This is a genomic window from Phormidesmis sp. 146-12 (assembly GCF_052939495.1).
Genome location: NZ_JBJPHS010000030.1, coordinates 1 through 25,875 on the forward strand (window position 1 = coordinate 1; position 25,875 = coordinate 25,875).

Here is a 25,875-nt window from a genome sequence, read left to right on the forward strand (position 1 = left end):
CAATCCTTTCACCAAGCCAACTTCAGACCCGGTGGAACGATCTAGAAATGGGTGCTACTATGCTCAAGCAAGAATTTCTTAGAACTGTTTGAGCCGCTTCCCAGATCCAAAACGACCTTTAAAACAAGTTCACCTGCCTTTTTCCTCTTAGCCCTCCCAACTGCCATGAAACTGGTCTGCGCCCAAAACAACCTCAACACTCACCTCTCACTGGTCAGCCGTGCCGTTTCATCACGCCCCACGCACCCAGTCTTAGCCAACGTCTTACTCAACGCTGATGCCACCACTCAACAAGTCAGCCTGAGCGCCTTTGATCTCAGCTTAGGAATTCAAACTAGCTTTGCTGCCAAAGTTGAAGAAAGTGGCACCCTTACCCTGCCTGCCAAACTGCTCGGTGACATCGTTTCACGCTTGCCTGATGGCGACATTACCTTAGACAGTGACCTCAACGCCGAGACCGGAATGTTGACCACCCTGACCTGTGCATCGGGACGCTATCAAATGCGAGGACTGGGAGCCGAAGAATTTCCCGAACTACCTGCGATCGCAGAGGGCGAATTAGCTCACCTCTCCACCGAAGCACTCATTGATGGACTGCGTGGCACCCTCTTTTCTTCGAGCGCGGACGAGACCAAACAAGTTTTGACGGGTGTTCACCTCAGTTTGCAGCCCGATGGGTTGGAGTTTGCTGCTACCGATGGGCACCGTCTCGCCGTCGTGCAGACCCTCAACCAGGAAGAGGATGGATCACCCGCCAGCAAAACCGAAAACGATGCCAGCTTGAATGTGACGATTCCTGCCAAGGCGCTGCAAGAATTGATGAAAATGTTGGGGCAAAGTGGCGCGTCGATCGCAGTCCGATTTGATCAAGGGCAAGTCGTTTTTGAATGGACGGATCAACGCCTGACCAGCCGCTTGCTAGAAGGGCAATATCCCAACTATCGGCAACTGATTCCTCGCCAGTTTTCGCATCAGATGACGCTCGATCGTCGCCTTCTACTCGGTGCTTTAGAACGGATCTCGGTGTTGGCTGACCAAAAAAACAACATCGTCAAAATGACGCTCGACAGTAGTAATCAAGAACTTACGCTGTCAGTAGACGCTCAAGATGTGGGAAGTGGTCGCGAGTCGATGCCTGCTCAAATCACGGGCGATGGGTTAGACGTTGCTTTTAATGTGAAATACCTTGTCGAGGGTCTCAAAGCAATCAATACATCCGAAGTTCAGATGCAGCTAAATACTGCCACCAGTCCCGCGATTCTCACACCGTTGGGAAGTCTGAAGATGACTTATTTGGTGATGCCTGTGCAAGTAAGATCTTGATCTCTTGATCTATAGCAATCCTAAATGAGTCAGGAACAGATTTTTGTCGCTCCGTTCCAGTCCGCTTCGCCCCCTAAATCCCCCAGAATGGGGGACTTTGAAACTGGGGAATGGGTCTTGAAATCTAGGAAGTCTCTCGGCTCAAAGTCCCCCAAAGTTGGGGGATTTAGGGGGCACGATCAAGTCTGCATTTCACGAGTGATTTGGGATTGCTGTACAAATGTCAACTCTAGAAAATTTGTAGGCTTCGTTGTTTAGATCTTCTGCCCCCCAACCCCCAATTCTGGAGGACTTTAGAGCAAATGTTTGAGTTCAGAGTTCCTCACGGGTGGGGATTTGGGGGCATTTTCAGGTGGATATGGATGAAAAATTTGATCGAATTCACACAATCTGAGTGTTAAAGTCGTTAAGTAAAGCGAACGCTACAAATATTTTTGCAATAAGAGCGCCAGCTTCTCTTTAGTTGCAGCAGGGACTTTTTCTAACGGCGTAAGAATGGCGTATTTCAAGGCGGAGTGAGCGTCAGAAACAGGTGGGTTTTGAGTCAGGCGGCGCACGGTTTCTTGAATAACTTTTTGAGCGTTGGCGGCATTTTTTTGCAAGTTGCCAATCACCATCTCGACCGTTACGCTGTCATGATCAGGATGCCAACAATCGTAATCTGTGACCAGGGCCAGCGTTGCATAGGCGATTTCGGCTTCTCGTGCCAGCTTTGCTTCGGGCAAGTTTGTCATGCCGATTACCGTTGCGCCCCAACTGCGGTGCAGGTTTGATTCGGCTTTGGTCGAGAAGGCAGGGCCTTCCATGCAGACATAGGTGCCGCCTCGATGCAGCGTGACTTCAGAGAAATTGAGATCGGCAACCGTATCCGCTAATAGGTTGGCTAAACGAACGCAAATCGGATCACCAAAGGCAACGTGAGCGACAATGCCATCGCCAAAAAAAGTGGAAATGCGATTTTTGGTACGATCGATAAACTGATCGGGCACCACCATATCCAACGGTTTGGCTTCTTCTTTAAGCGACCCGACCGCCGACGCAGAGATCAAGTATTCAACGCCCAAACTCTTCATGGCGTAGATGTTTGCTCGAAACGGTAGCTCGATTGGCAACAGATGATGGTTGCGTCCGTGACGAGCTAGAAATGCAACTCGCGTATCCTCCAGGGTGCCCAAGATCAGCGCATCCGAGGGTGACCCAAAGGGCGTTGTGATCTGGACTTCTTCTACGTCTTTGAGGGCATCCATTTTATAGAGACCACTGCCGCCGATGATGCCGATTTTTGCTTGAGACATATGAGGTTTTTGCGTTTGCGAATCGGGATTATTTTACTGTGTTCTGTTGAGCTTGAGAATTGAGCAGCCAAAAGCCTGTGTAGGTCATCCCCGAATCGTCGGGTTGGATCAAGAGAAAATGGAGTCCCTGGCTAGCTTGTTTGCGCTGTTGGTAGAGTTGGGCAGCCGATCGTACCTCTGAGTCTTCAAAGGTGGCGACTATCCAGCGATCGACGGCTCCCGCTTCTAAAATGAGTCCGTCGGGTGCGCCTGCAATGTGATTGAGTGAGACAGGTTGGGCGGTTTGTAGCCAGCGAGCGATCGCGAGCGATCGCCGTCCTCCATCAATGACAACCCCCGGAATCAGTGTGATAGAAGCGACACCCAACGCGATCGGCAGCCATTCTGTCGGCATTTCTAGAATGGGAATCAGGCGATCTCTAAAGGCATCTTCGAGATCAGCGGCGGGTAGGGAGGCAAATCGCCAGCGATCGCCCCAAAGATTATCTGGTAGAGGTTGAGGTGGATTTCTCATAAATAAAGAAAAAGAAAAGCGCTAAAGATGGTTTAATAACGACTCGCCATCTGAGGATTCTTGACGTTTCCTCGTAGTCTGTCAAGAAATTTTGGTTAATCGAGCGTGAATTGATCAAACAGCTTATCTATTAAATAGAGATAAATAGAGAACTTTGAACCAGAACGCTGATCTTAAAGTCCTCTAGAATTGGCAGTTTGGGAGGCAGAAGCGCTTGACAACGAAGCAAAAAATCTTCATCGAATTCAAGTTAGCGCCAATGGTCGGTAATTTTTTGGACGGTGCCGAATTTGGGATAATAGAAGATCCCTCCGTCCGCAGGATTTAGGACAGAGATAGAAAATTTTGATTTGCGCCTCAATTTTTAGCGGTGTCATGACTCAAACTTTAGTGGTCAAAATTGGTACTTCTAGCCTGACTCAACCCGAAACGGGACAATTGGCCCTCTCGACGATCGCCACCTTAGTTGAAGTTCTCAGCACGTTGCGGCAGCAGGGTCATCGAGTCGTCTTGGTGTCGTCAGGGGCGGTGGGAATTGGCTGTGCAAGATTGGGGTTAACCGAACGGCCCAAAGCGATCGCCCTCAAACAGGCCGTAGCCGCAGTGGGTCAAGGTCGTCTAATGCGAATTTATGATGACTTTTTTACGGCAATGCAGCAACCGATCGCTCAGGTTCTCTTAACTCGCGGCGATCTGGTCGAGCGAAACCATTATGTAAATGTGTACCGAACGTTTCAAGAATTACTGCGGCTGGATGTGATTCCGATCGTCAATGAAAATGATACCGTTGCGGTCGATGAATTGAAGTTTGGCGATAATGATACGCTGTCGGCGCTGGTGGCGAGTTTGGTGGATGCCGATTGGTTGTTTTTGATGACGGATGTCGATCGTCTCTACTCGACCGATCCCCGTAGCGATCCCAATGCTCAACCGATTTCACTTGTGCAGAATATCGAGCAGTTGACCGTCAAAACGGGCAGTTCTGGCTCTAATTGGGGAACAGGCGGCATGGTGACCAAGATTTCGGCGGCCCAGATTGCCACAGGTGCGGGCGTGAGAACGGTGATCATGCAGGGTCGATCGCCCCACAATTTATTCAAAGTGCTGCAAGGGGAAGCGATCGGGACGCAATTTGAGCCACAGCCCCGACCGATCAACGCCCGCCAACGCTGGATCGCCCACGGACTCATTCCCACAGGCAAACTCTTGTTAGATGATGGAGCCGTCAAAGCCATTCGCAAAGATGGCAAGTCGCTCTTAGCTGCCGGGATCATTCAAGTCGAAGGCAAGTTTGAGAGCCAGGATGCGGTGAAATTGTGTGATCATTCCGGTCACGAAATCGCTAGAGGTCTCGTCAACTACACCAGCACCGAACTCCAAAAAATTCGCGGTCACAAGTCCGAAGAGATTGCCGAAATTCTGGGTTATGCGGGGGCAGAGACGATCGTCCATCGAGACAATTTAGTTTTGAAGTAGAGGCTTCTAGACGCTGGACACTAGACGTTGGTTTTAAAGTCTCCCAGAATTGGCAGCTTGGGGGGCAGAAGATGTAACCAGCGAAGCGAAAGAACTGCATTGGACAGAAGTCGATTTGTCGATTTAGAGAATTGATATCGTTCCTCACGAACCATTTCATAACATTTTGTCGCATTTCCTCAAGCGTTACGCCTGATCGGTAAGATGAAAACTGTCAGTTCGTTTCAGGACGGCTAACGGAGTTTAACAAGATGCAACAAAATCAGAATTTGACGGTTGTGGTCACCGGGGCCTCTTCTGGTGTTGGGTTGTATGCTGCAAAAGCGCTGGCCCTACGGGGATGGCATGTAGTGATGGCGTGTCGAGATCTAGAAAAAGCCAAACAAGCCGCCCAATCTCTAGGAATGTCGCCCGATCGCTACACCTTAATGCACATTGATTTGGGGTCACTGGCCAGCGTGCGTGAGTTTGTCAAAACCTTTCACGAAAGTGGCAAATCGTTGGATGCTCTCGTCTGCAATGCTGCGGTTTATCTGCCGTTGTTAAAAGAGCCGCTGCGATCGCCCGAAGGCTATGAGTTAAGTGTGGCAACCAATCATCTGGGTCATTTTTTGCTGTGCAATTTGCTATTGGATGATCTCAAACATTCCGCTTCGGGTGCAGCAAGACTGATCATTTTAGGAACGGTAACCGCAAATTCCAAGGAGTTAGGCGGCAAGATTCCCATTCCTGCGCCTGCTGACTTGGGCAATCTCGAAGGCTTTGAAGCGGGCTTTAAGGCACCCATTTCGATGATTGATGGCAAACCGTTTAAGGCAGGCAAGGCTTACAAAGACAGCAAACTCTGTAACATGATCACCAGTCGAGAACTGCATCGCCGCTATCATGACTCGACGGGCATTGTGTTTAACACGCTTTATCCGGGCTGTGTGGCAGATACGCCGCTTTTTCGCAATAGCTATCCGCTGTTTCAAAAGGTCTTCCCGTGGTTTCAGAAAAATATTACGGGGGGCTATGTGTCGCAGGAGTTGGCCGGAGAGCGCGTCGCTCAAGTGGTGGCTGACCCACAGTTTAAGCAGTCAGGCGTGCATTGGAGTTGGGGCAATCGTCAAAAAGAAGGGCGTGAGTCGTTTGTGCAAGAGCTATCCGAAAAAGCCAGCGACGATCGTTTAGCTGCTCGCATGTGGGACTTGAGCGAAAAGCTGGTATCCGTAGCGTAGACTTCACCATTCTATTTGTGATTCACCTTTTGATAAGGTTCCCATTCGACATAACGTTTCTCAAAGTACTCTGCGATCGACCTTTTTCAGCCTGAGATGTGATCATCTTGGGTTTTTTGATTTGAGTGAATGAGCGTCGATCGCCAAAATGTCGTTCACAAAACCGATGTCACACGCGGTACAAAAGTAACCTTCTAGAAATTGCTCAAGCGGTTTTTCTTCGAGCACTTCGGGATTGCACTCGTCGATCGCAAGCTGATCTTTTCGGTGATATCCACAGCGTTCTTCGTCACCAAATAAAGCTTTAGGGCTTTTGGCTCCAATCAAAATCAATTTTTTGATCACGTTGTGGTTACTTTGACAGTTGGGGCACAGGTTTTCAGAATTCTCAACCATAGAATCCTAGCGTCTTCAGCGTGAGTTGCATTTTGATGCATTGATCGTAGTCGATCGTCGATTTATTTTCCTAGATTGCTTTTGATGGGAGGAGTGTCGATCGCACCTGGCAAATCCTCACAGTCAAACGTCACAAAAAAGTCACCTGCCGGAACGCTTCGCCGCAGAAAACGCACCATTGCATCCGCGTCACTTCGATTATTAAATTGTCCAATTTCTCTCGGTTTGTGTCCTGGCATCACTGCAACCACCGCATAAGGACGATGGAAATGAGGATTCGGTCGGGAATCTCGCATCGTTTGGCACCTCAATTTACCCATGCAATCTTATTGAAAAGCATAGTCTTACCCGTGTAAAATTGCAACTACCAAGCATGGGTAAAATAAGGGGGTGTTGCATGGGGAATCGTGATGCCAAAAGCTCGGAAAGCCGAACACGGAGAGCCAAAGCGAGATGTGACCGTGACCTTGACGGAGCGCGCGATCGTCGGGCTGGACAATTGGGCGAAGAATCTGGGAATCAGTCGATCGGAGCTGATCACCCAACTGGGACTAGGCAAAATTCAGGTGCATCCCGACTTGAAAGCCTTGGGGGAATCTATAGCCAGTTGTTAGAAGAAGCCGAAGAGCAACTGGCCGAACTAGAAGATCGGCTCGAAGAATCAAAAACAAAAACAATTCGATATGAGCAAAAAATAGAGAAAGTGCGATCGCGCCGCCAACAAATTCTAGAATCGCTGGAATCTTGGCGACAAACCTTGCAGGGCTGATTGGCTCCTCACAAGGCTAGATTTCATCTGCATTCACACCCATTGCTCTCAAGCGATCGGCTAGACGATCGGCACGTTGACGTTCCACTTCCCGACCTTCTGCGCCCGTGGGGATGACTTGACCTTGACGATCGCACCAACGTAACCAAAGTCCAGTCTGCTCTTCAAAGGTTCCTTCCCAGACCGTTAATCCGAGTCCAACTGACTCCAACCAAACGGGGGCAGCGCATTCCCGATAGTTCTTCCCGGTCAACTCCCAAACCTTGAGAAGCGATCCATTCAGTTCGTCCTGACCCTGAAGCTGCTTTAACGGGTCAAACACCGCATAGTAAGCAACACCAATGCGGGCATAGTCAGCTTTTTTGGTAGCCAACTCATTGCCTTTGCGATTGGAGACAATTTCAATACAAACCTCCGGCAGCTTGCCAAACTCCCAAACAAAATAGGAGCGGTTTTGCTTTTGGCTCCAGTCCGCAGGCATTTGAAGATTGAGACTCAGAAACGCATCAGGGACGATCGGGTCTTGCTTTAACGCATAAAACAATCCTACATTTGCCGCCGCAATGAATGAAACTTCTGGCGACCAAGAACTATAGAGCGGTTCTACTAAGAGCCGTTGCTGCTTTTCAGATTGAAAGTTGTCCACCGGGATGTCGTCCTCAATCACCAAATGACTAATATCAAGCTGGGTGACGAGTTCGTCGTTATCTACGTCATTGTTTAGAAGTTGTCCAGTCATGGGCAGTGACCAACGCTGATGCCTTATTATCGTCTGAATTTTGGGTAAGGATTGCGCCAAACCCTGTGGGGCTGATTTATTCTATTAGCATGATTTGCTTGAATGGAAGTTCTTTCGCTTCGTGGTTGAGATCTTCTGCCCCCCAAGCTGCCAATTCTGGAGAACGTTGCTGTTCAGCTGCTGCAAGCAACTTTGGCATCCACGCCAGTAGGGCAAACGCATACAAAAATACATATCTCAATAAGCCCCAATTCTGACCGCTTTATTGCGAATGGTCTCATTAATCAGAGCTTATTGCGAAAAAGGTTGGCTGCTTTAGTGTTGTGTAACTCTAGCTTGCGCTACCCCTAGCGTGTTAAGAAACGTGTGCGTTCGCCCTATCCACGCCAGAGGTTTTCGACAGTCCGCCAGCGTTGTTGTGCTGCTGCGACTAAACGTAAAGCTAGAAGACCTGAGCTTCATTTAGAAGTTTAATATCATCTGCTGTGAGTGCAATCGATGCAGCAGCAATATTTTCTTCGAGGTGTGAGATCGTAGTAGTTCCAGGAATTAAAATGAGATTTGGCGCACGATGGAGCATCCAAGACAAGGCAATCTGACTCGGTTTCACATCTTGACGAGCCGCAATTTCTGTCAGGATTCCTTCGGTATTGGCAAGGGGTGCGCCACGTTTAAGTGGGTGTGCACCAAGTGGTGAGTATGAAATAAATGCAATGTTGTGCTGAGTGCAGTAATCAAGTATATCCTCCCCATTCCGTTCTGCTAGATTTAATCGATTTTGTACCGAAGAAATGTCAACAATCTGACTTGCTGCTTCGATCTGGGCGATCGTCACATTTGATAATCCAATATGGCGAATCTTGCCTTCTCGTTGTAGTTCTGCCAGCATCCCTATGGATTCTGCAAAAGGCACATTTGGATCGGGACGATGCAATTGATAGAGTCCAACTCGATCGACTTTGAGGCGTTGCAAGCTAGCTTCGCAACTGCGTTGTAGGCTTTTGGGTGAACCATCAGTACGAATGTTGTCAGGCGCAGTTTTGAGAACACCACCTTTGGTTGCAATAACGAGATCGTCTGGGTAAGGATAGAGTGCGGATGCAATCAGTTCTTCGTTGTATCCGGGGCCATAGGATTCAGCCGTATCGATGAAATTTATCCCTAGCTCAATAGCACGACGGAGCAACTGTTGTCCGGCTGTCCAATCAGCATAGCGACCAAAGTTTCCAGGCTGTCCAGTCAATCGCATCGCACCGTAACCAAGACGATTTACACTCAAATCACTACCCAGTTGAAAAGTGTTTGCGATCGCCGTTTTTTGAGACTCGTGAGCCATGATGAAATCCTCTAGAAATTACTGCACAGAATCTTGCAAGGGAGTAACAAACTCGATGAGATTGCCGTTATTGTCTTTCACAAAACAGAGCCGAACTCCAGCATCAGGGTAGCTACCCAGTTCAACAAAGGCTGGAACCCTGCGTCGGTTCAATTCAGCTAGTACTGCATCGACATCATCAACTCGAAAACAGAAATGTCCAATACCACTGGTACGTAATCCTTCACCAAAGTCTTTAGTTTCAGGCATCCCAGAGCGTGACTGAGTGCTGCTCACAATTTCAATCCGAAATCCATAGACGTTCAAGTAAGCCAGTTTCAGGTCTGGGAAAATGCCTACTGTCCATTCTCGTTCGATCGTCGCATCCAACTTGTCTCGATACCACGCAAGCGTTTCTTCATAGTTAGAAACATTGAGCGCAACATGGTCGATTTGCAAAGAACTCAGGCTAGATGTGGATACAGGATTTTGAGTCGTCATAATTTTCTCCTTGCTTAGATTTGAATGATTTCGATTTAGATACCAACCCAACTGTGAATCAGTTCAAGCTCTTGCCAGATGTCATCATCTGGTGTGTCATCCTGAAGCATTGAGTGGGTGCTTGAACACGTTGTGCTGCGATGCAGTTTTTGCGGGCAGTCAATTTGGGTCAAATCAGATTTCGGCTGAAATGATTGTGGGTGCGATTGGCGATGCTTGCATGATTGTTTTCCTTCCAACGTTAAGTATTTCCTGTTAGAGCTAGGGTGAATTTGGCGATTTATCGTCGAAACAGCCTCTTTAGTTTGAATTGAGCCAGCGATGAAACAGCCTCGTCAGCTTCGGCATAACGATGTAGGTCATCAAATAGACAAGCGCTCCAGTCAAAATCAAAGTCCGCAGAGGCAGCGGAAACAGGGAGAGAAACGAGCCGAACAGCCAGAGAATCGCTGTAATTAGGGGATAAATCGCAAGCCAAGTTAGCAAAAACATTTTGTAACGTGGTGGTGTAGCTCTTTGGGCTGGATGCATAGAAGAACTTCCTTGCCTGGGATACCTTCTACTCAGATGAAATGCACTCATAATGGCGCTCCTCTGTCAAAAAAAGTAGGCAATTACGTGACGTAACGTTAATTAATTAGCTGTAAATACTTCACCTGGCTTTTCGAGGTCAGCACTTTTTGCCTGTGGGCTTGATTGTTGAGGTAAATCCTGCTTTAATACCGTTACGTCACGTAACTAAAGTATCTTGAGGAAGCAGATCATGTCAAGGGGGGTCAATAAAAAAGTTTCCGTTGCTCGAAGTCCGGGTCGTCCTCGGTCGGATGAGGCTCACCAGCGCATCTTAGAGGCTGCCTACGAATTGATGAATCAGACAGGGTTCAATGATCTGACAATTGAGGCGATCGCGGCTCGTGCTGAAGTTGGGAAGCCCACTATCTATCGCCGCTGGTCAAGCAAAGCCCATTTGGTGATGGATGCATTTCTGGCAGCGATCAATCCAGAATTGACATTCCCAGATAGCGGCTCCGTTAAAGAAGACATTCGTTTACAAATGCAGCAATTGGTAAAAGTACTGCTTAGTCCACCTGGACAGATTATTGCCATGTTGATCGGTGGCGGACAGACAGATACTGAATTAATGGAGGCATTTCGAGAAAACTGGCTGATGCCGCGTCGTAAAGTTGCCAGTGAGGTATTCAACAAAGGCGTTGAACGGGGAGAATTACGCTCTGATGTGGATGTAGAAGTAGCGATTGATTCACTCTACAGCCCGCTTTTTTACCGCTTGCTGCTCAGGCACGCACCACTCACTCAAGATTTTGTAGATGAATTAGTTGATGTCGTAATGAAGGGACTTAGCGTTTAGAGTTTGGAGGAAGCGATCGCCCCATCATCTAACCTAATCTAATCCTAAACATCGACAAGTAGCCTTTAAACTACTGCCACAACCTGAAATATGAGCGGCACAGCTCTAAGTTTAGCTTCAGTTCAACACCCTACACCCCAAACCTCAAATTCGTATTCAACCAAACGCTGAGAGTAGGATTCGGATGACAGAATGGTACGATCGCAACTTCAACCCGCAGGTATCGACATGACTCCCACCCCGATCATCATCGCCAGAGAGGTCGAAAAGTGGTACGGCAACAACTTTCACGTCCTCAAAGGCATCAGTTTGACGGTCAATAAAGGCGAAGTCGTCGTGATGATGGGGCCCTCTGGGTCAGGCAAATCCACCTTTATTCGCACCTTCAACGCCCTCGAAGAGTATCAAAAAGGCAGCATCGAGATTGACGGCATTCAGCTATCGCAAGACATGAAAGATGTGGGAGCGATTCGCCGCGAAGTGGGCATGGTGTTTCAGCAGTTCAATTTATTTCCGCATCTGACGGTGTTAGAGAATGTGATGCTGGCTCCCACCCACGTCCGCAAATGGACAAAAGCCAAAGCCAAAGATGATGCAGGTCAACTCCTAGAGCGCGTCGGCATTTTAGAACAGGCGAATAAGTATCCCGGTCAGCTTTCGGGAGGACAACAGCAGCGAGTCGCGATCGCCCGTGCCTTGGCCATGCAGCCCAAAGTTATGTTGTTTGACGAACCCACCTCCGCCCTCGATCCCGAAATGGTGCAAGAAGTCTTACAGGTGATGCGATCGCTGGCCAACTCTGGCATGACAATGGTCTGCGTCACTCATGAAGTCGGATTTGCCCGCGAAGTCGCCGATCGTGTGGTCTTTATGGACGAAGGCTTACTCATCGAAGACACCACCCCCACCGAGTTTTTCACCAATCCCAAAGGCGATCGGGCTAAAAAATTTCTCTCACAGATTCTGCATTAAAGAGAGACGTAGAGGACGTTAGACGTTAGACATTAGACTGGAGACTTTAAATACTGTCCAAAATCCAAAGTCCAAAGTCCCCCATGTCTGCTGATTTAACAAAAAAGGGCATCTTTCGTAGTGTTGTAGTAAGCCGATCGCCATGCTCGACCCCACACCCGATCCAGCACCCGACCCCACACCCGACCCACAAGACTCGCTAGAATCGTTGCCCGCAATGACTTTAGACGAATGGCTGGACAAGCTGAGACGAGCCGATCGCGCCTTCTACAACATCATGGCTATGGAAGTGTGGTCGATCGCCAAAACAATGGACGGCATCATCCCCGGCTTTTGGAGTCGCTTTATGACCAATCGCCGCATCGCCATGAAGCAATTTATCGAAAAAAGTCGCATTCAACATCCCGGATCAGCCTCAGCAATCGACGAAGTAAAGGAACAAGCAGACAGCGATCGCTAATTAATTTTCTCTCAGCTTCAAGTAGCAGGATTGTAGCCAGAAATGCTTGTAGCACAGCTTAACCATACAGTAGGATCACCGAAGCGTTGACAAAGCAATCCATCGGCTGCTTTAGCTCGTACTCCTGACGTTCCCGCACTAAAAAGACCATGAAAGCTCCTAATTCACTCTCGGTCTGGCAACAACTCAAAAACCGTGAAATCACCTGCGAACAAGCGCTTCATCTGCTGGTCGATTCAGAAAACAACGTCACACTGGAACTATTGGATCGAGAAGTCAGCCATCGATTTTTGCGAGAATTTCCCGATCGCAACGCCCTGCCGCCTCTAATTCCCCTTTTACTGTGGCGCAACTGTTTTTATCTGGGCAGCCCCGTAACGCTCTCTGACAAGCAGGTTCAGGAACTGAGCGATCGCACCTTCACCAACGTCAAAATTATTCCCGTCACCGATAAAAGCTACCGCGCCTGGTATCACACCGCCAACCTCGACCACAATCAAATTAGCTCGACTCCCCTGGTCAACCCCCTCACCGGAGAACTCGAAGCCGAAAACATTGGCGAAGTCACCGAACTCTATCTCTCAAAAGCAGCCGACCAAATCGGACGGATCAGAACCATTATTTCGGGGGCCTTGCGAAATCGGGCCAGCGACATTCACTTAGAGCCGACCCCTGCTGGACTGCGCGTTCGCTATCGAATTGACGGCATTTTGCGCGACATTACCACCCTGCCTATCGAAGTGAGTCGGCGAGCGATCGTCGCCCTCAAAGTCATGGCCAACATGGATATCTCAGAAAGCCGTCGCCCTCAAGATGCCCGCATCGGAGAAAGCTACGCCTCTGGTCAAGACACCGATCTGGGACTGGATATGCGCGTCAGCACCTTGCCCTGTGTCGGCGGAGAAAAGGCCGTCATCCGACTGCTGCCCCGTCAAAATCCCTTCTCAAACATGGAAGAATTGGGCTTTTCTCCCAAAACGCTCGAAATCTACCAGCGCTGGCTGCGTCAACCTCAAGGCATGATTATCTTTACGGGCCCGACGGGATCAGGCAAAACCAGCACTCTGTACACGAGCTTGCAGGCGATCGCTACTGAATTTGTCAACGTCGTCACCGTCGAAGATCCGGTCGAGTACATTCTGCCGCGCATTACGCAAACTCAAGTCCATGAGGCAGCGGGGATGACCTTTGCAGCCGGACTGAGAGCCATTTTGCGCCAAGACCCCGACATCATCATGCTGGGCGAAATTCGCGATCACGAAACTGCTGAAACGGGCATTCGAGCCGCCCTAACCGGACACCTGGTTTTGACAACGCTACACACCAATGATGCAATGAGCGCCGTTCCCAGACTTAAGGATATTGGCCCCGACCCCGGTTTGATCAGTGATGCGTTGTTGGGAGTGGTGGCCCAGCGCCTCGTGCGAAAAAATTGTCCCCACTGCTCTGAGCCTTACCAACCTAGCGAGAAAGATCTCAAAGCTTTGGGCATCGATCGCGACCACATCGGACACGAATGGCGCAAAGGCAAAGGCTGCAATCGCTGCTTTAATTCGGGGTATTTGGGACGCGAGGCAATTATTGAGCTACTCAACGTCGATGATACGCTGCGACAAATTATTTACGAAGGCACGATGACCCAGCTACAGCGCTACTTATTAGATGGCGACAATTTTGACTCGTTTCGGGTGTCGGCGATCGAGAAGATCACCCAGGGGATCACGACCGTCGAAGAAGTGCTGCGCGTTTTGCCTCACAGTTCGCTTTATCGCAAATCAACAATGAGCGAAGTCCGCCCAGCCCACACCAAAAAGAAATTGATGAATGCGTCTGGCAGTTGAGGGCGCAGGCTGTGTCAAGATTTCAGTATCCATGTCTCGTTGGTTGAAGCGATCGCTTCCCCAGTGTCCTCTATGTCCAACTTTGACAGTCAACCGCTCTCTCAGATCAGCGTCACCGAACTGGCCCAAAAGCTGGCCGATCCCCAAGACTTACAGCTTGTCGATGTGCGAGAAGTTTGGGAAGTCGAAACGGCTGGCTTGCCTGGGTTCATCGTGTTGCCCCTGAGCGACTACGCCGAATGGTCTGAAGAGATTCACACTCGTCTCGATCCTCAAAAAGAAACGTTGGTGCTGTGTCATCACGGAATGCGATCGGCGCAAATGTGCCAATGGCTAATTCAACAGGGCTTTACGCAGGTGAAGAATATTATGGGCGGGATTGATGCGTATGCGATCGCCGTGGATCGATCAATTCCCAGATATTAGCGAGGGATGAGGGAGAGCTTCGATGATTTGTTCCCCCTTTGGGGGTAATCCGCTGCGCGAGGAGGCCGTAAATTGCCCGGAAGTCCCCAGAACTGGGGGGTTGGGGGGCAAAAGCGCTGAAGATCGAAGCGAAAGAACCTCATAGAATTTAAGCTGACGAATGTGGGAACCGCTTCGATCGCCAACCAAAGCCTTGTAGACCTGTCTTGTGTCCAAAGTCTAAAGTCTCTTCTGTCTTCCTGCCGCGTTTGCTACCACAGCGATCCCAAATAAAAGCCAAAATCAAGAATCTGCTATCTTAGGTTCAATTGGTGTATCTGACCTGGTTGACTGACAAAACTCCTGAAACCCTCGATTCTTCGTAGGTTGGTGTTGAGCAACGCGAAACCCAACAGCAGTCTTTCTACCGTTGCTAACGTTGGGTTTCACCAGGTTTAACCCAACCTACCTGAAAAGATTTGTCAGTCAATCAGGTATCTGACTGAGACTGAATCCTAGTCTGAGATTTAAGATTTAGCTTTTCAAAATGTCTACTCACATGAATCTGACGAATCGACAGCAGCAAGTTCTTTGGGCAACGGTGCGCCACTACATCGCGACGGCCGAGCCTGTCGGATCTGAGGCCCTCGTGAAAGGATATCAACTTAGCGTTAGTTCGGCGACGATTCGCAATGCGATGGGCTTTTTAGAAAAAGCAGGATTGCTCTATCAGCCTCACACCTCGGCAGGGCGCATTCCGTCTGATTCGGGCTACCGCATCTATGTTGATCAGCTAATTACCCCTTCGACCGAGTTGAGCTATCAGGTTGAGCAATTGTTAACAGGTCGGCTCAATTGGGACGAATGGAGTTTTGAAGCGCTGCTCAAAGGGGCGGCTCAAATTTTGGCGACGTTGAGTGGCTATATTACGCTGATCACGATGCCCTTTAGCCGGACGACTGAGTTGCGTCACTTGCAGCTTGTGCAAATCGACCCCCAGCGCGTCATGCTGATTGTGGTCAATGATACTTACGAAACGCAATCGGTCTTGATGGAGTTGCCGCAGGTTGAGGAAGATGGCGATCCAGAACTGGTCGCACGAGAGTTGCAGATTCTCTCTAACTTTTTGAACGATCAGCTTCGGGGGCGATCGCCTGCTGAGATTGCGACTTTAGACTGGAGTGAGTTGGGGCGAGAGTTCGATCGCTACAGTCAGTTTCTCACCTCGCTGGTCACAGATCTGTCGCGCCGTCTGTCTAAATCATCAGCCCCTACCCAGATTATGGTCAGCGGTGTGTCTGAAGTGCTGCGTCAGCCAGAATTTTCGGAACTCAGCCAGATCAAAACGATCATGCACCTGCTCGAAGAAGAACAACATCAGTTGATGCCCCTGATTTTCGAGCCACCCGATTCTGAACTGTTGGGCAAACGAGTCACCGTTCGCATTGGTTCCGAAAATTCGCTAGAGCCGATTCGCACCTGTACGCTGATTTCTTCGACCTATAATCGCGGCACTGTCCCTGTCGGAAGTGTTTGTGTGTTGGGGCCGACGCGCATGGTCTACGAAGATACGATCGCCCTTGTCGAAGCTACCGCCGATTACATTTCAGACGCTCTGAGTTAGGGATGAGGGATGAGGGATGAGGCTATTTCTCGCTACGGTTGTAAATTCGGGCAGCCCCCTAAATCCCCCACGAGTAGGCGACTTTGAACCAGAATTCTTCTCTTAAAGTCCCTTAGAATTGGCAGCTTGGGGCAGAAGCGTCAAATATCGAAGCGAAGAATTTACCAATTCACGATCAGCGATCGTCCTACCGATCGACGTTACTTGGGATTGGGAGGTTCAAGTTTGTGATGGCAGCAATCACGGCATCGGGTTCGATCGGTTTCGTCAAATAGGTTTGAAATCCGGCGGCCATTACTTTTTGGCGATCTTCTTCTCTGGCGTAGGCGGTGATGGCGATCGCGGGAATGTCTGCTTGCTGTAGTTGCAGTTGGTTGATCAACGTGTACCCATCTTGATCGGGCATTCCAACATCACTGATGAGCAGGTTGGGGACGGCTTGTTTGACGGCAGATAGAGCGGCTTGGACGGATGAAACAGGAGTCACGATCGCGCCTGCTTCTTCGAGCAAAAAGGTCAGGAGGTCGAGGGTGTCTTTTTCGTCGTCTACTACAAGAATCTGCATACCTGCCAAAGGCGCTGACACGAGAGGAGGGGCAGGCGTTGGAGCCGAGAAGTTGTCTGCGGTTTGTTTGAGGGGCAGCTTTACGGTAAAGGTTGAGCCTTGTCCTTCTCCGGGGCTGTCTGCATGGACGGTGCCGCCGTGCAATTCGACGAGATGACGAACGATCGCCAGTCCGATTCCCAGTCCGCCAAAGGTGCGAGTTGTGCTGCCGTCTGCCTGACGAAAGTAGTCAAACACATAGGGCAAAAAAGAAGCGGGGATGCCTTTTCCGGTGTCGGTGATTTGGATTTGAGCAATGCCCCCTTCAGGGTGTGGATCGCTGGCTGTGATGTGAATTTGTACCTGTCCGTTGGGCGGCGTAAATTTGATGGCGTTGGAGAAGAGATTCCAAAAAACCTGCTGGAGCCGACTCGCATCACCAACGATTTGAAAGGCTGGCGCTTCAAGATGATCTGAGATGGAGAATGTCAGGTTGACCGCTTTCGCTTCTGCGGATAATCGTACCGTTTCTAACGCTGATTCAATAATCGGTATGAGGCTGACCAAATTGTGTTTTAAAGTTAGCTTTCCGCTGAGAATTCGAGAGACATCTAAGAGATCTTCGATCAGTTGCGTTTGGATCTGGGCGTTGCGTTCGATCGTTTCCAGCCCGCGTATCAAAGTGGTGCGATCGTAGAGTTTTGCTTTTAATAACTTTGACCATCCCAAAATCGGATTGAGTGGCGTTCGCAATTCATGAGACAGGACGGCTAAAAATTCATCTTTGAGGCGATTAGCTTCTTGTGCTTGCTCATAGAGTTGGGCATTGTCTAATGCGATCGCGGCCCGGTTGGCTAATTCTTCTACAAGTCGGAGATCGGTTTCTGTATAACGTCGCCCGGAAGCAGCGGTATAGCCACAAGTCAACACGCCCAAGCGTCGATCGTGAATCACCAACGGCACCACAATTTCTGATTGAAACTGAAGCGCTCGCATAAATTTTAAATGTTCGTCACGAGTCGCGATCGTTTGCATCCATTCATCCGTGACGACGGGCGTTAGAGCAGATCTGCCACTGGCGATCGCTTGTCGAGTGGGATGATGAGCAAAACGCTGAGACGGGACAAAGGACTGAATCTGAGCAAACCAATCAGTCTGAGCGCGATCGCAATAACTCCAGGCCGCCCGCTGGATCTCTCCTTCTGAAGTGACCACATCAAAAAAACAAAAGTCCGCCAAAAAAGGCACTGTCAGACTCGCAATATTTTCGAGCGTGATTTTGTAATCGAGAGACGCGGTGAGAATGACGCTGGCCTCCGCCAAAAATCGCAGACGATTCTCACTCTCTTGTAGGGCAAGTTCGGCTTGTTGGCGATCGCGTCGAGCCTGGGCTTCTCGCAGGGCCCGCTTGACCGAGGGAACTAGCCTGTCAAGTCGCTGTTTGAGAATGTAATCAGTTGCGCCACTTTTGAGCATCTCGATCGCCAGTTCTTCGCCCAGCGTCCCCGATACGATGATAAACGGCACTTCGGGACGCACACTTTGAGCCACCGCGAGGGCAGAAATCCCGTCAAACCCTGGCAGCGCATAGTCTGACAATATCAAATCAAACGAATCTGTCTCTAGCGCCTCAACAAAGTCCGATCGCGTGTCTACCCGTTTCATTTCACACTCAATTTCTCCGTCTGCCAGTGCAATTTGCACCAGTTCTGTGTCTAACAAACTATCTTCTAACAGCAAAAAGTAAAGTGGACTCATGAGAGGGAAGGGATGAGGGGTTGTCTTCGACACGCTTCGCGAGAGGAATGAAGGATGAATGCAGATATCAAAGATCTGAATTGATCGTTCTTTGCTGATCAGTTAAGTAACGTTGAGGTTGGGAAGACATTAGACAAAAGGCGTTAGGCAAAACAGAAAAGGCGTTAGGCAAAGTAGAAAAGGCGTTGGGTAAAACAGAAAAGACGTTGAGCGAAAGGGAAAAGACGTTGAGCGAAAGAGAAAAGGCGTTAGGCAAAACACAAAAGGCGTTAGGCAAAGTAGAAAAGACGTTAAGCGAAATAGAAAAGACGCTAGACGAAACGCAAAAGACCTTGAGCAAAACAGAAAAGACGTTAAGCGAAAGACCTTTGGCTTTAAATACTATTTTGTCCAAAGTCTTTCACCAAATTGACCACCAAGCAGAAATGAGAGACCAACGATGAATAAAGCAAAACAGTATTAGAATCACAACACAAAGCTTTATTCATCCCTCATCCCTCATTCTTCCTCCCTCATCCCTACCTTCTATCGGTTACTGCTCGCGGAGGGCAACGATCCTGGTGGGGGTTGGTTGACGACGGCCCAGAAGAGTCCGACCTGTTTGATCACATCCACAAATTCGTGAAAGTCGATCGGCTTGACAACATAGGCATTGGCTCCCAACTCATAACAGTTGAGCAAATCAGGTTCCTCACGGGAAGAAGTCAGCACCACCACAGGCACTAATCGAAAGCTAGGCTCCGATCGAATCTGAGAAAGCACCTCCATCCCATTGACTCTAGGCAACTTGAGATCGAGCAAAATCACCACAGGATTGCCTTCCATCCGCATCTTAAAAATGCCGCGACGATAAAGATAATTGAGTGCCTCCTCTCCATCTCGTACGACCACCACTTCATTTGCCAGGTGATTGTCAGACAGCGATGTCAAAATCAATTCCACATCATTGGTACTGTCTTCGACGAGCAAAATACGTCTCATATCCGTTTCTGTCATGGAATCGTTGTCATCTCCTTTACTCCGTAGTGCGTAGTCCGCAGTGTTAGTTTACAGTGCGTCGTCCGTAGTGCGTTGTGAGAAACGCGATTAGGAAAAGCATTCAATAACAGATCTGTAGTGCGAAGACACTGCCCACTAGAGATGCAGACCATTCGCCGCAACAGTTCGCCTCATTAAAACCCTTCTACCCAAAAATCGCGTCTACTGGAAGATAGGGATACAGAGATGCCGATCGCACCTGTGTAACCGTCTACTCGATCAAGTCCGCTTGATTAATCGCAACCGGGTAAACAACTTTGGATTTTGGACTTTAAACATTGGACACTGAACTTTAGCCTTTGAGATTCAGGTCTCCGGTCTAGCGTCTCTCGTCTCCATGCTTTGCCTGTTGCCTAATTTAGGGAATTGATATCAGACTCTACCTGCCTCTTTTGGCAACGAAAAGTAGAACGTCGCACCCCGATCGGTTTCTCCCTCTGCCCAGACTCGCCCACCATGACGGTGAATGATGCGCTGGACGTTTGCTAAACCAATCCCAGTGCCTTCAAATTGAGACTGAGTATGGAGTCGCTGAAAGATGCCAAACAGTTTGTGAACATAGCGCATATCGAAGCCGATGCCATTATCCCGCACAAAAAACACAATTTCTGTTTTCTGGTCAAGGCTACCAACTTCAATTTCGACTTTGGGGGTCAGACGGCTATACTTCACGGCGTTTTCTAGAAGGTTTCGCCAGACGAGCCGCAGCATAGAGGGGTCAGCCTGCACCGAGGGCAATGGGTCAATCTTCCAGGTAATCGATCGTCCCTGAATTTCGACCTCTAATTCGCGCTTGACTTCTTGCAACAGCTCCATCATCTCAAAGGAGATAAAGCGCATCTCCGATCGCCCCATCCGCGAAAAAGACAAAAGATCGTCGATCAAAGTGCCTGCTTGTTTGGTGGTGTGGGCGATCGTGGTTAAGTATCGTTCACTCGTCGGGTCAAGACAGGTTGATTTGAGGTTTTTTTGCAGCAGTTCGACAAACCCACCAATGTGGCGCAGCGGGGCCCGCAGGTCGTGTGACACCGAGTACGAAAAGGATTCTAACTCTTTATTGGCGGCTTCGAGTTGGGCGGTGCGCTGATGGACTCGCGATTCCAAACTTTCGTTTAGCTGACGGATTTCGAGTTCGGCTTGTTTGCGATCGTGGACATCGGTAATCGTCCCCACCCATTCGCGCACCTTGCCATCTGAGTCAAATAAGGGAACGGCGCGAGCTTCAAAGTAGCGATAGTTTTGAGTGGCCGCGCACCAGAGACGACCCGCCGTTTCATAAAAGGAGTGATTGTTTAGCGACTGTTCCCAACGAGCTTTCAGGGTTTCCCGATCGTCAGGATGAACCATTTGCGCCCAACCCCAACCTTGATGCGCTTCCCAAGATTGCCCGGTGTACTCCTCCCAGCCTAATTGCCGCTCGGCAAAGCGCCCTTCTGCATCAGTCGTCCACAAAACAGACGTAACGGTGTTGACGATCGCCCGATAGCGTTCTTCTCCTTGGCGAAGGGCTTCTTCGATCTGTTTGCGGCTGGTGATATCGTGAGCGACCGTATACAGCTTGCCTTCTTTGGGAACGGGAGCCGTCATCCAATCGATCCATTTATAGCTGCCATCGTGACAACGGTAGCGATTCTCAAAATGCAGCGTGTTGGTCCCCGTTGAGAGCTTTTGTATTTCTGCCAGCGTGGAAGCTTGGTCGTCAGGATGCACCAGTTCGATAAAAGGAGTGTTGAGCAATTCGGCTTCGCTGTAGCCCAAAATTTTCTCAAAAGCAGGATTGATTCGCTTAAAGTAGCCATCCACTCCAGCGATACAGAGCATATCCAGCGACAGGGTAAAGAAGCGATCGCGATCGTCTTCGGACTGTTTGCGACTCGTGATATCTTCGACCACCGAGATAAAGTACTTGGGAGTGTCATCGGCATCGCGAACCAGCGAAACCGTGAGGTGAATCCAAACCAGCGATCCGTTTTTGTGAATGTAGCGCTTCTCGATCGCATAGGTTTTGATCGTCCCCGCCAGCATTTGATGAAAGTAGGCTAAGTCAATTTCTAGATCTGCGGCGTAAGTAATCTCTTGAAAGGTTTTTTGCAGCAGTTCTTGGCGAGAATAGCCAACGATCTCACAAAGTTTTTGATTGACTCGCAGCCATTGGCCATCCAGTCCTACATGGGCGATCCCAATGGCAGCCAGGTCAAATGTAGCTTCAAACTCTACGGCCTGCTCTTGTAGAGCCTTTTCTACTAATGTCCAATTTTCGACCGTCACGATCGTTACTCCATTCCAAACAGGATTCTAAAAACGACTCTCAAGCAGCATCTATTTTGCTCTTAGAGAAGAACAAGATTCCGAGGCGATGGCGCGATCGCACAGAACACACTGTCTTCTATCATGCGATGCAGACCGTAAGGTTACCGATCTACCCAAAGATAGAGCTTGTATCGTCTCAAGAAAGATTTTGGATTTACGTAGACGATCGCCTTGCCTGTTTTCAAGGCTTGTAAGTCTAATCAAACCAACAAGATTTGGTATTACTTAACGTCAGTTCGATGAGAGTGACTCGCTTCGTTTCAATCGGCTTCAGCCCCCTAAATCCCCCACAAGTGAGGGACTTTGAACGAGAAATATTGTCTCAAAGTCCCCCAAAATTGGGGGGTTGGGGGGCAGAAGTGCTGAATAACGAAGTGAGAAAACTCCATCGAATTCACGTTACTTAATTCCCATTTCTAAGATTTTTTACCAAAAACCCTCCAGCCAGGAGATTGTTTGCGTTTCTGCGATCGCTGTTTTAGCCCCATATAACGGCTGCGTTTTTGTCTAGCTTTGGTTTGATCAGACAGCCCATCATCATCGACTTCCGGCTTTCTAGCCGTCTCGGTGTTTTCCTCTTTACTCAGCCACCAATCGACGATCAAGCCACTGGCCATGCCTCCGATCGCCCCCAGGACGATACTCATCTCAGCAGAATATCCCAGCCAAAAAAGACTGATCAAAAACAGCAGCCAGATTTGCAACCCTACAGAGAATCCTTTTGAAATCGGTTGTCGTCTTCGCACGGTGTCGATCCTCGATTTGCCCTAATCAACGTCAGTTCGATGAACTTTTTCGCTTCGTTGCTGAGAGATTTGCCCCCTAAATCCCCCATTCTGAGGGACTTTGAATCAGCATAATTTCTTTGAACTCTGGAACTTTTTCTTTGTCAAAGTCCCCCAATTTTGGGGGATTTAGGGGGCTGAAGCCGATTGAAACGAAGCGAGTTACTCTCATCGAACTGACGCTAATAAGATACAGGAAACAGACCCAAAAAGCACACCTTCGATGAAACGGTTGGCGATCGGTTAAACGTGATTTCGATAAAGTGTTTTCGCTTCGTTAATTCAGGAGTTTTGCCCCTCAATGGTCGTTCGATTCGCTGTGAAAGAGAAAATCTAGCACAGAGAAGTGTCTGATGTCGGCCGACTAAAGATGGAAAAACCCCCGATCAATTACCTCAAACCCGTCGAGGCAAAATCAGCATGGCATCTCCAAACGAGTAGAAACGGTACTGCTGTTCGATCGCCACCTCATACAAATTCAACAATCGTTCTCGTCCGATCAGCGCACTCACCAGCATCAACAGACTCGATTTGGGCAGGTGAAAATTGGTGATCAATCCATCAACCACGCGCCATTGATAGCCTGGATAGATGAATAAATTGGTTTTGCCACAGTAGGGTTGCAGTTCGCTTTGGGAGGCTCCTTCGAGAGATCGTACCGCCGTTGTCCCCACTGCAATAATGCGTCCCCCGTTAGCCTGGGTGTGCCGAATCTTCTCAACCGTTTCTACCGGAATCTCAATCCATTCACCATGCATCTGATGTTGGGTAATATCCTCCGCCTCGACAGGTCGAAACGTACCCACGCCTACGTGAAGCGTCACAAACGCCCGATCAATGCCTTTTTCTTGAAGTCGATCGAGCAAACTGGGCGTGAAATGTAAGCCTGCCGTCGGAGCCGCCACCGCACCGGGACGATCGGCATACACCGTCTGATATTGTTCTGGCTGAGATGCTGACTTTGTAATGTAGGGCGGCAAAGGCACCTGACCAAACTGATCTAACACTTCTAACAACGACCCCTTGCGGGTATCTCCAAGAGATCGCCCGTCTGAAACCTCAAACTCCAGAATTCTCCCCCGCGTCGCCTCATCACTAGAAAGCACGATCGCGCTCAGGCTGATTTCACACTCATTTGACTGCGGTCGAAACAAAATCTTGCTGCCAGGTTTGAGTCGTCTACCGGGCTTGACCAGCGCTAACCACTGATTTCTAGCGGTTTCCTCAACGAGAAGCACCTCCACCTCAATGCCGCTAGTTTTTTGCCCATAAAGTCTGGCAGGAATCACCTGCGTATTGTTGAGAACCAGCAGATCACCCGACTGTAATAGATCAGGCAACTCGTGAAAAATATGGTGACTATAGGTGCCACTGTCCACTACCAGCAGCCGAGAATAATCCCTGGGGGCTACAGGATTTTGGGCAATCCGCTCCTCTGGCAGGTCGTAATCGTAAGCGGAGAGTAGCTGGTCAACATCCACGGGGGCGATCGTCCTTTAGCGTCGTCTTCTCATTAAATCACGCCATCCCCTCTCTAAAACGGGTCAACAACAGCCCTGATCCCGCTAGATTGGGGAGATCCCCTCTGGTATATCGGGGGTTTCTGCCCTACTCGTTTGGTGCTGATCCCGTGATGATGAAGAAGTAGCATTTGCTAGGGCACAGAAATCTCTATGGAATACCTCTACTACCTTGCGAATGCCAGTCTAACCCTGCGGATCGTTGAGCAACTGCACACGATGAACCATCTGCCTGTTGGGTTTATGACTGTCATTCACCAGATTGACGGCTGGGTAGTCAAAGTCAAAATGACCCAACCGCTCAACGCGCAGCAGGATGGCGATTTTCGGGCTTTTATGAATGAATTGGGCATTCCTTACCAACCCGGTATCCGAGTGCAAATGGCGCTTTGGGGGTTAGAAACAGGACAGTCTCCGATCGATGTCATGCAGCGTTATCAAGTGGCGGTGGTGTCACACGGTAGCCCCGATCGCAGCGAGATCGAAGAATTTCGTAAACAATTTGTCCAGGGGTTGGGCTACTGTCCAGAGACACTAGCTTAATCCAGGCTAAAAGCGTTTTGAATGTAAGCGTGTAAGGTTAGCTGATAGCGTGGGGTCTGAATCAATCGGTCTTCAGGCGTTCGGTCTTCCAGCCTTGGGAAAGAGCCAGTCAAAGACTGTGCTTTTTTTTTGGGTTGGCTCAAAGCAGGACGACACCGAACGATCGCCACATCAAACCGACAGGGCAAAGACGCGAGATCGGCATGCTCAGTCAAAAATAGCTGGGCCGTTTTCCAGAGTTTGGCTTGCTTGGTGGGCGTGATTGCCAACAGTCCGTCGTTGTCCCAGTTGCCTTTACTGCGGGTTTTGACTTCGACGAAGGCGATCGTTTCCCCAAACTGAGCGACGATATCCAATTCGCCTAAAGGACAGTGCCAGCGTTGATGCAGCACGATCCAATTTTGAGCGGTTAGCCAATCGACAACCAGATCTTCTCCAAGATTACCGAGGCGAGAAGTCTCACTTTTAGACTGATGAGAGGGGTCAGGAGGGTTCACAAATTCAGATAGTATCAGGATGGGGAATTGGAGGGCGATCGTTCTGAGAAAAGTCGCGCAAATCCAAAGTGCCCCAACGATTCGCTCCATCCTGCAAGGACTGAAAAATTAACGCCATGAGTTGCAGAAAGTTCAATCTTTTAAAGTTCAACCTTCTATCAATGCCCGTTCGCTGGTTCAGAAATTTTTGGGCGATCGCCTCAGTTTTGAGTTTGTGGCTGGCGATCGCTTCTCCTGCGATGGCGCTCGATTACGATAAGCAGTTTTTGGTGGGTGAAGATTTTTCGGGGCGGGTGTTGACCGATTCTAGTTTCACGAAGTCCAATCTCAAGAGCATTAATCTGAGCCATGCTGACCTGAGAGGCGTGAGTTTTTTTGCAGCCAATTTAGAAAGCGCAAATTTAGAGGGTGCCAACTTGAGAAGCAGCACGCTGGACACGGCGCGATTAATTGATGCAAATCTGACCAATGCGGTGCTAGAAGGGGCGTTTGCCTTTAATGCCAAGTTTGACGGAGCGACGATCGACGGTGCTGATTTCACGGATGTAGATTTGCGGGCCGATGCTCAAAAACTGCTCTGTAAAATGGCAAAAGGCACCAACCCAGAAACCGGCCGCAAGACGAGAGAAACCCTTTATTGTGATTAGGTTTGAGCCAAAAT

29 protein-coding genes are annotated in these 25,875 nt (G+C 49.3%); 15 read left to right on the plus strand and 14 right to left on the minus strand.

Features of this window, described 5'->3' with window-relative positions; genetic code table 11:
• The first annotated feature begins 165 nt into the window (after positions 1–165).
• Positions 166–1,323 carry a DNA polymerase III subunit beta gene (dnaN, locus tag ACKFKF_RS14370; protein ID WP_446858938.1) on the plus strand — a complete coding sequence of 386 codons (1,158 nt, stop codon included), beginning with the start codon at positions 166–168 and terminating at the stop codon, positions 1,321–1,323.
• A gap of 422 nt (positions 1,324–1,745) precedes the next feature.
• Here dnaN and ACKFKF_RS14375 read toward each other — a convergent pair whose 3' ends face one another.
• Both ACKFKF_RS14375 and ACKFKF_RS14380 read right to left on the minus strand, forming a co-directional pair.
• Positions 1,746–2,618 (minus strand): S-methyl-5'-thioadenosine phosphorylase, encoded by an 873-nt coding sequence (locus ACKFKF_RS14375; protein WP_446868314.1) that lies wholly within the window; start codon positions 2,616–2,618, stop codon positions 1,746–1,748.
• Positions 2,619–2,646: 28 nt separating this feature from the next.
• A complete protein-coding gene (locus ACKFKF_RS14380) occupies positions 2,647–3,132 on the minus strand; it encodes a Tab2 family RNA-binding protein (RefSeq protein ID WP_446868315.1) in 486 nt (161 codons plus the stop codon).
• A 375-nt stretch (positions 3,133–3,507) separates the two neighbouring features.
• Between ACKFKF_RS14380 and proB the strand changes: the two genes are divergently transcribed.
• Together proB and ACKFKF_RS14390 are read left to right on the plus strand one after the other, a co-directional pair.
• Complete coding sequence (proB, locus tag ACKFKF_RS14385) at positions 3,508–4,608, plus strand: glutamate 5-kinase (protein WP_446868316.1); 1,101 nt, start codon at positions 3,508–3,510, stop codon at positions 4,606–4,608.
• 251 nt (positions 4,609–4,859) lie between these two features.
• Positions 4,860–5,828 (plus strand): protochlorophyllide reductase, encoded by a 969-nt coding sequence (locus ACKFKF_RS14390; protein ID WP_446868317.1) that lies wholly within the window; start codon positions 4,860–4,862, stop codon positions 5,826–5,828.
• Between the two features lie 102 nt (positions 5,829–5,930).
• Here ACKFKF_RS14390 and ACKFKF_RS14395 read toward each other — a convergent pair whose 3' ends face one another.
• Both ACKFKF_RS14395 and ACKFKF_RS14400 read right to left on the minus strand, forming a co-directional pair.
• On the minus strand, positions 5,931–6,224 hold the full coding sequence (locus tag ACKFKF_RS14395; protein WP_446868318.1) for a hypothetical protein: 294 nt from the start codon (positions 6,222–6,224) through the stop codon (positions 5,931–5,933).
• 62 nt (positions 6,225–6,286) lie between these two features.
• Entirely contained in the window at positions 6,287–6,520 is a 234-nt protein-coding gene (locus tag ACKFKF_RS14400) for a hypothetical protein (protein ID WP_446868319.1), read from the minus strand.
• A gap of 114 nt (positions 6,521–6,634) precedes the next feature.
• Here ACKFKF_RS14400 and ACKFKF_RS14405 point away from each other — a divergent pair, with 114 nt between their 5' ends.
• Both ACKFKF_RS14405 and ACKFKF_RS14410 read left to right on the plus strand, forming a co-directional pair.
• Positions 6,635–6,838 carry a hypothetical protein gene (locus ACKFKF_RS14405; protein ID WP_446868320.1) on the plus strand — a complete coding sequence of 68 codons (204 nt, stop codon included), beginning with the start codon at positions 6,635–6,637 and terminating at the stop codon, positions 6,836–6,838.
• Entirely contained in the window at positions 6,832–6,993 is a 162-nt protein-coding gene (locus ACKFKF_RS14410; protein ID WP_446868321.1) for a hypothetical protein, read from the plus strand. The genes ACKFKF_RS14405 and ACKFKF_RS14410 overlap by 7 nt, the downstream gene beginning before the upstream one ends.
• A 16-nt stretch (positions 6,994–7,009) precedes the next feature.
• On the opposite strand, the gene ACKFKF_RS14415 is transcribed toward ACKFKF_RS14410, so the two are convergent.
• The 4 genes from ACKFKF_RS14415 to ACKFKF_RS14430 all read right to left on the minus strand — a co-directional run bounded on the left by ACKFKF_RS14415 (position 7,010) and on the right by ACKFKF_RS14430 (position 10,040).
• Entirely contained in the window at positions 7,010–7,732 is a 723-nt protein-coding gene (locus ACKFKF_RS14415; protein ID WP_446868322.1) for a Uma2 family endonuclease, read from the minus strand.
• A gap of 442 nt (positions 7,733–8,174) precedes the next feature.
• A complete protein-coding gene (locus ACKFKF_RS14420) occupies positions 8,175–9,068 on the minus strand; it encodes an aldo/keto reductase (protein WP_446868323.1) in 894 nt (297 codons plus the stop codon).
• Between the two features lie 18 nt (positions 9,069–9,086).
• The gene (locus tag ACKFKF_RS14425) at positions 9,087–9,548 is read right to left on the minus strand and encodes a VOC family protein (RefSeq protein ID WP_446868324.1); all 462 of its coding nucleotides are present in this window, start codon (positions 9,546–9,548) and stop codon (positions 9,087–9,089) included.
• Between the two features lie 300 nt (positions 9,549–9,848).
• Positions 9,849–10,040, minus strand: a complete 192-nt coding sequence (locus ACKFKF_RS14430) for a hypothetical protein (protein WP_446868325.1) — start codon at positions 10,038–10,040, stop codon at positions 9,849–9,851.
• 271 nt (positions 10,041–10,311) lie between these two features.
• Here ACKFKF_RS14430 and ACKFKF_RS14435 point away from each other — a divergent pair, with 271 nt between their 5' ends.
• From ACKFKF_RS14435 to hrcA, 6 genes are all read left to right on the plus strand, one after another.
• Positions 10,312–10,917, plus strand: coding sequence for a TetR/AcrR family transcriptional regulator (locus tag ACKFKF_RS14435; protein WP_446868326.1), 606 nt, complete (start codon positions 10,312–10,314; stop codon positions 10,915–10,917).
• Between the two features lie 192 nt (positions 10,918–11,109).
• Positions 11,110–11,889, plus strand: a complete 780-nt coding sequence (locus ACKFKF_RS14440) for an amino acid ABC transporter ATP-binding protein (RefSeq protein WP_446858928.1) — start codon at positions 11,110–11,112, stop codon at positions 11,887–11,889.
• A gap of 142 nt (positions 11,890–12,031) precedes the next feature.
• Positions 12,032–12,349 carry a hypothetical protein gene (locus tag ACKFKF_RS14445; RefSeq protein WP_446868327.1) on the plus strand — a complete coding sequence of 106 codons (318 nt, stop codon included), beginning with the start codon at positions 12,032–12,034 and terminating at the stop codon, positions 12,347–12,349.
• A 149-nt stretch (positions 12,350–12,498) separates the two neighbouring features.
• Positions 12,499–14,190: a GspE/PulE family protein gene (locus ACKFKF_RS14450; protein ID WP_446868328.1), complete on the plus strand. Its 1,692-nt coding sequence runs from the start codon at positions 12,499–12,501 to the stop codon at positions 14,188–14,190.
• A 72-nt stretch (positions 14,191–14,262) separates the two neighbouring features.
• Positions 14,263–14,616 carry a rhodanese-like domain-containing protein gene (locus tag ACKFKF_RS14455; protein ID WP_446858925.1) on the plus strand — a complete coding sequence of 118 codons (354 nt, stop codon included), beginning with the start codon at positions 14,263–14,265 and terminating at the stop codon, positions 14,614–14,616.
• Between the two features lie 526 nt (positions 14,617–15,142).
• Complete coding sequence (hrcA, locus tag ACKFKF_RS14460) at positions 15,143–16,219, plus strand: heat-inducible transcriptional repressor HrcA (RefSeq protein ID WP_446868329.1); 1,077 nt, start codon at positions 15,143–15,145, stop codon at positions 16,217–16,219.
• Between the two features lie 187 nt (positions 16,220–16,406).
• On the opposite strand, the gene ACKFKF_RS14465 is transcribed toward hrcA, so the two are convergent.
• A complete protein-coding gene (locus tag ACKFKF_RS14465; protein WP_446868330.1) occupies positions 16,407–18,521 on the minus strand; it encodes a response regulator in 2,115 nt (704 codons plus the stop codon).
• Between the two features lie 185 nt (positions 18,522–18,706).
• Here ACKFKF_RS14465 and ACKFKF_RS14470 point away from each other — a divergent pair, with 185 nt between their 5' ends.
• Complete coding sequence (locus tag ACKFKF_RS14470; RefSeq protein ID WP_446868331.1) at positions 18,707–18,964, plus strand: hypothetical protein; 258 nt, start codon at positions 18,707–18,709, stop codon at positions 18,962–18,964.
• 82 nt (positions 18,965–19,046) lie between these two features.
• Here ACKFKF_RS14470 and ACKFKF_RS14475 read toward each other — a convergent pair whose 3' ends face one another.
• Positions 19,047–19,517, minus strand: a complete 471-nt coding sequence (locus ACKFKF_RS14475; RefSeq protein ID WP_446862679.1) for a response regulator — start codon at positions 19,515–19,517, stop codon at positions 19,047–19,049.
• 414 nt (positions 19,518–19,931) lie between these two features.
• On the minus strand, positions 19,932–21,827 hold the full coding sequence (locus tag ACKFKF_RS14480; protein ID WP_446868332.1) for a PAS domain S-box protein: 1,896 nt from the start codon (positions 21,825–21,827) through the stop codon (positions 19,932–19,934).
• Here ACKFKF_RS14480 and ACKFKF_RS14485 point away from each other — a divergent pair.
• Positions 21,806–22,063: a hypothetical protein gene (locus tag ACKFKF_RS14485; RefSeq protein WP_446868333.1), complete on the plus strand. Its 258-nt coding sequence runs from the start codon at positions 21,806–21,808 to the stop codon at positions 22,061–22,063. The two genes, ACKFKF_RS14480 and ACKFKF_RS14485, sit on opposite strands and share 22 nt — an antisense overlap.
• Positions 22,064–22,285: 222 nt before the next feature.
• Here the strand turns inward: ACKFKF_RS14485 and ACKFKF_RS14490 are convergent, their stop codons facing one another.
• On the minus strand, positions 22,286–22,615 hold the full coding sequence (locus tag ACKFKF_RS14490; RefSeq protein WP_446862587.1) for a hypothetical protein: 330 nt from the start codon (positions 22,613–22,615) through the stop codon (positions 22,286–22,288).
• Positions 22,616–23,049: 434 nt separating this feature from the next.
• Positions 23,050–24,135: a tRNA preQ1(34) S-adenosylmethionine ribosyltransferase-isomerase QueA gene (gene queA, locus ACKFKF_RS14495; protein ID WP_446868334.1), complete on the minus strand. Its 1,086-nt coding sequence runs from the start codon at positions 24,133–24,135 to the stop codon at positions 23,050–23,052.
• A 192-nt stretch (positions 24,136–24,327) separates the two neighbouring features.
• On the opposite strand from queA, the gene ACKFKF_RS14500 reads away from it, so the two are divergent.
• The gene (locus ACKFKF_RS14500; RefSeq protein ID WP_446862589.1) at positions 24,328–24,717 is read left to right on the plus strand and encodes a hypothetical protein; all 390 of its coding nucleotides are present in this window, start codon (positions 24,328–24,330) and stop codon (positions 24,715–24,717) included.
• Here the strand turns inward: ACKFKF_RS14500 and ACKFKF_RS14505 are convergent.
• Positions 24,714–25,304: a YraN family protein gene (locus tag ACKFKF_RS14505; protein ID WP_446868335.1), complete on the minus strand. Its 591-nt coding sequence runs from the start codon at positions 25,302–25,304 to the stop codon at positions 24,714–24,716. The two genes, ACKFKF_RS14500 and ACKFKF_RS14505, sit on opposite strands and share 4 nt — an antisense overlap.
• Positions 25,305–25,375: 71 nt before the next feature.
• Between ACKFKF_RS14505 and ACKFKF_RS14510 the strand changes: the two genes are divergently transcribed.
• Positions 25,376–25,861, plus strand: a complete 486-nt coding sequence (locus ACKFKF_RS14510) for a pentapeptide repeat-containing protein (protein ID WP_446868336.1) — start codon at positions 25,376–25,378, stop codon at positions 25,859–25,861.
• Positions 25,862–25,875 lie beyond the last annotated feature (14 nt).

Coding starts and splice junctions, on each gene's coding strand:
- dnaN (WP_446858938.1), top strand. CDS start 166: ATGAAACTGGTCTGCGCCCAAAACAACCTCAACACTCACCTCTCACTG.
- ACKFKF_RS14375 (WP_446868314.1), bottom strand. CDS start 2,618: ATGTCTCAAGCAAAAATCGGCATCATCGGCGGCAGTGGTCTCTATAAA.
- ACKFKF_RS14380 (WP_446868315.1), bottom strand. CDS start 3,132: ATGAGAAATCCACCTCAACCTCTACCAGATAATCTTTGGGGCGATCGC.
- proB (WP_446868316.1), top strand. CDS start 3,508: ATGACTCAAACTTTAGTGGTCAAAATTGGTACTTCTAGCCTGACTCAA.
- ACKFKF_RS14390 (WP_446868317.1), top strand. CDS start 4,860: ATGCAACAAAATCAGAATTTGACGGTTGTGGTCACCGGGGCCTCTTCT.
- ACKFKF_RS14395 (WP_446868318.1), bottom strand. CDS start 6,224: ATGGTTGAGAATTCTGAAAACCTGTGCCCCAACTGTCAAAGTAACCAC.
- ACKFKF_RS14400 (WP_446868319.1), bottom strand. CDS start 6,520: ATGCGAGATTCCCGACCGAATCCTCATTTCCATCGTCCTTATGCGGTG.
- ACKFKF_RS14405 (WP_446868320.1), top strand. CDS start 6,635: ATGCCAAAAGCTCGGAAAGCCGAACACGGAGAGCCAAAGCGAGATGTG.
- ACKFKF_RS14415 (WP_446868322.1), bottom strand. CDS start 7,732: ATGACTGGACAACTTCTAAACAATGACGTAGATAACGACGAACTCGTC.
- ACKFKF_RS14420 (WP_446868323.1), bottom strand. CDS start 9,068: ATGGCTCACGAGTCTCAAAAAACGGCGATCGCAAACACTTTTCAACTG.
- ACKFKF_RS14425 (WP_446868324.1), bottom strand. CDS start 9,548: ATGACGACTCAAAATCCTGTATCCACATCTAGCCTGAGTTCTTTGCAA.
- ACKFKF_RS14430 (WP_446868325.1), bottom strand. CDS start 10,040: ATGTTTTTGCTAACTTGGCTTGCGATTTATCCCCTAATTACAGCGATT.
- ACKFKF_RS14435 (WP_446868326.1), top strand. CDS start 10,312: ATGTCAAGGGGGGTCAATAAAAAAGTTTCCGTTGCTCGAAGTCCGGGT.
- ACKFKF_RS14440 (WP_446858928.1), top strand. CDS start 11,110: ATGGTACGATCGCAACTTCAACCCGCAGGTATCGACATGACTCCCACC.
- ACKFKF_RS14445 (WP_446868327.1), top strand. CDS start 12,032: ATGCTCGACCCCACACCCGATCCAGCACCCGACCCCACACCCGACCCA.
- ACKFKF_RS14450 (WP_446868328.1), top strand. CDS start 12,499: ATGAAAGCTCCTAATTCACTCTCGGTCTGGCAACAACTCAAAAACCGT.
- ACKFKF_RS14455 (WP_446858925.1), top strand. CDS start 14,263: ATGTCCAACTTTGACAGTCAACCGCTCTCTCAGATCAGCGTCACCGAA.
- hrcA (WP_446868329.1), top strand. CDS start 15,143: ATGTCTACTCACATGAATCTGACGAATCGACAGCAGCAAGTTCTTTGG.
- ACKFKF_RS14465 (WP_446868330.1), bottom strand. CDS start 18,521: ATGAGTCCACTTTACTTTTTGCTGTTAGAAGATAGTTTGTTAGACACA.
- ACKFKF_RS14475 (WP_446862679.1), bottom strand. CDS start 19,517: ATGACAGAAACGGATATGAGACGTATTTTGCTCGTCGAAGACAGTACC.
- ACKFKF_RS14485 (WP_446868333.1), top strand. CDS start 21,806: ATGTCCAATTTTCGACCGTCACGATCGTTACTCCATTCCAAACAGGAT.
- ACKFKF_RS14500 (WP_446862589.1), top strand. CDS start 24,328: ATGGAATACCTCTACTACCTTGCGAATGCCAGTCTAACCCTGCGGATC.
- ACKFKF_RS14505 (WP_446868335.1), bottom strand. CDS start 25,304: ATGGAGCGAATCGTTGGGGCACTTTGGATTTGCGCGACTTTTCTCAGA.
- ACKFKF_RS14510 (WP_446868336.1), top strand. CDS start 25,376: ATGCCCGTTCGCTGGTTCAGAAATTTTTGGGCGATCGCCTCAGTTTTG.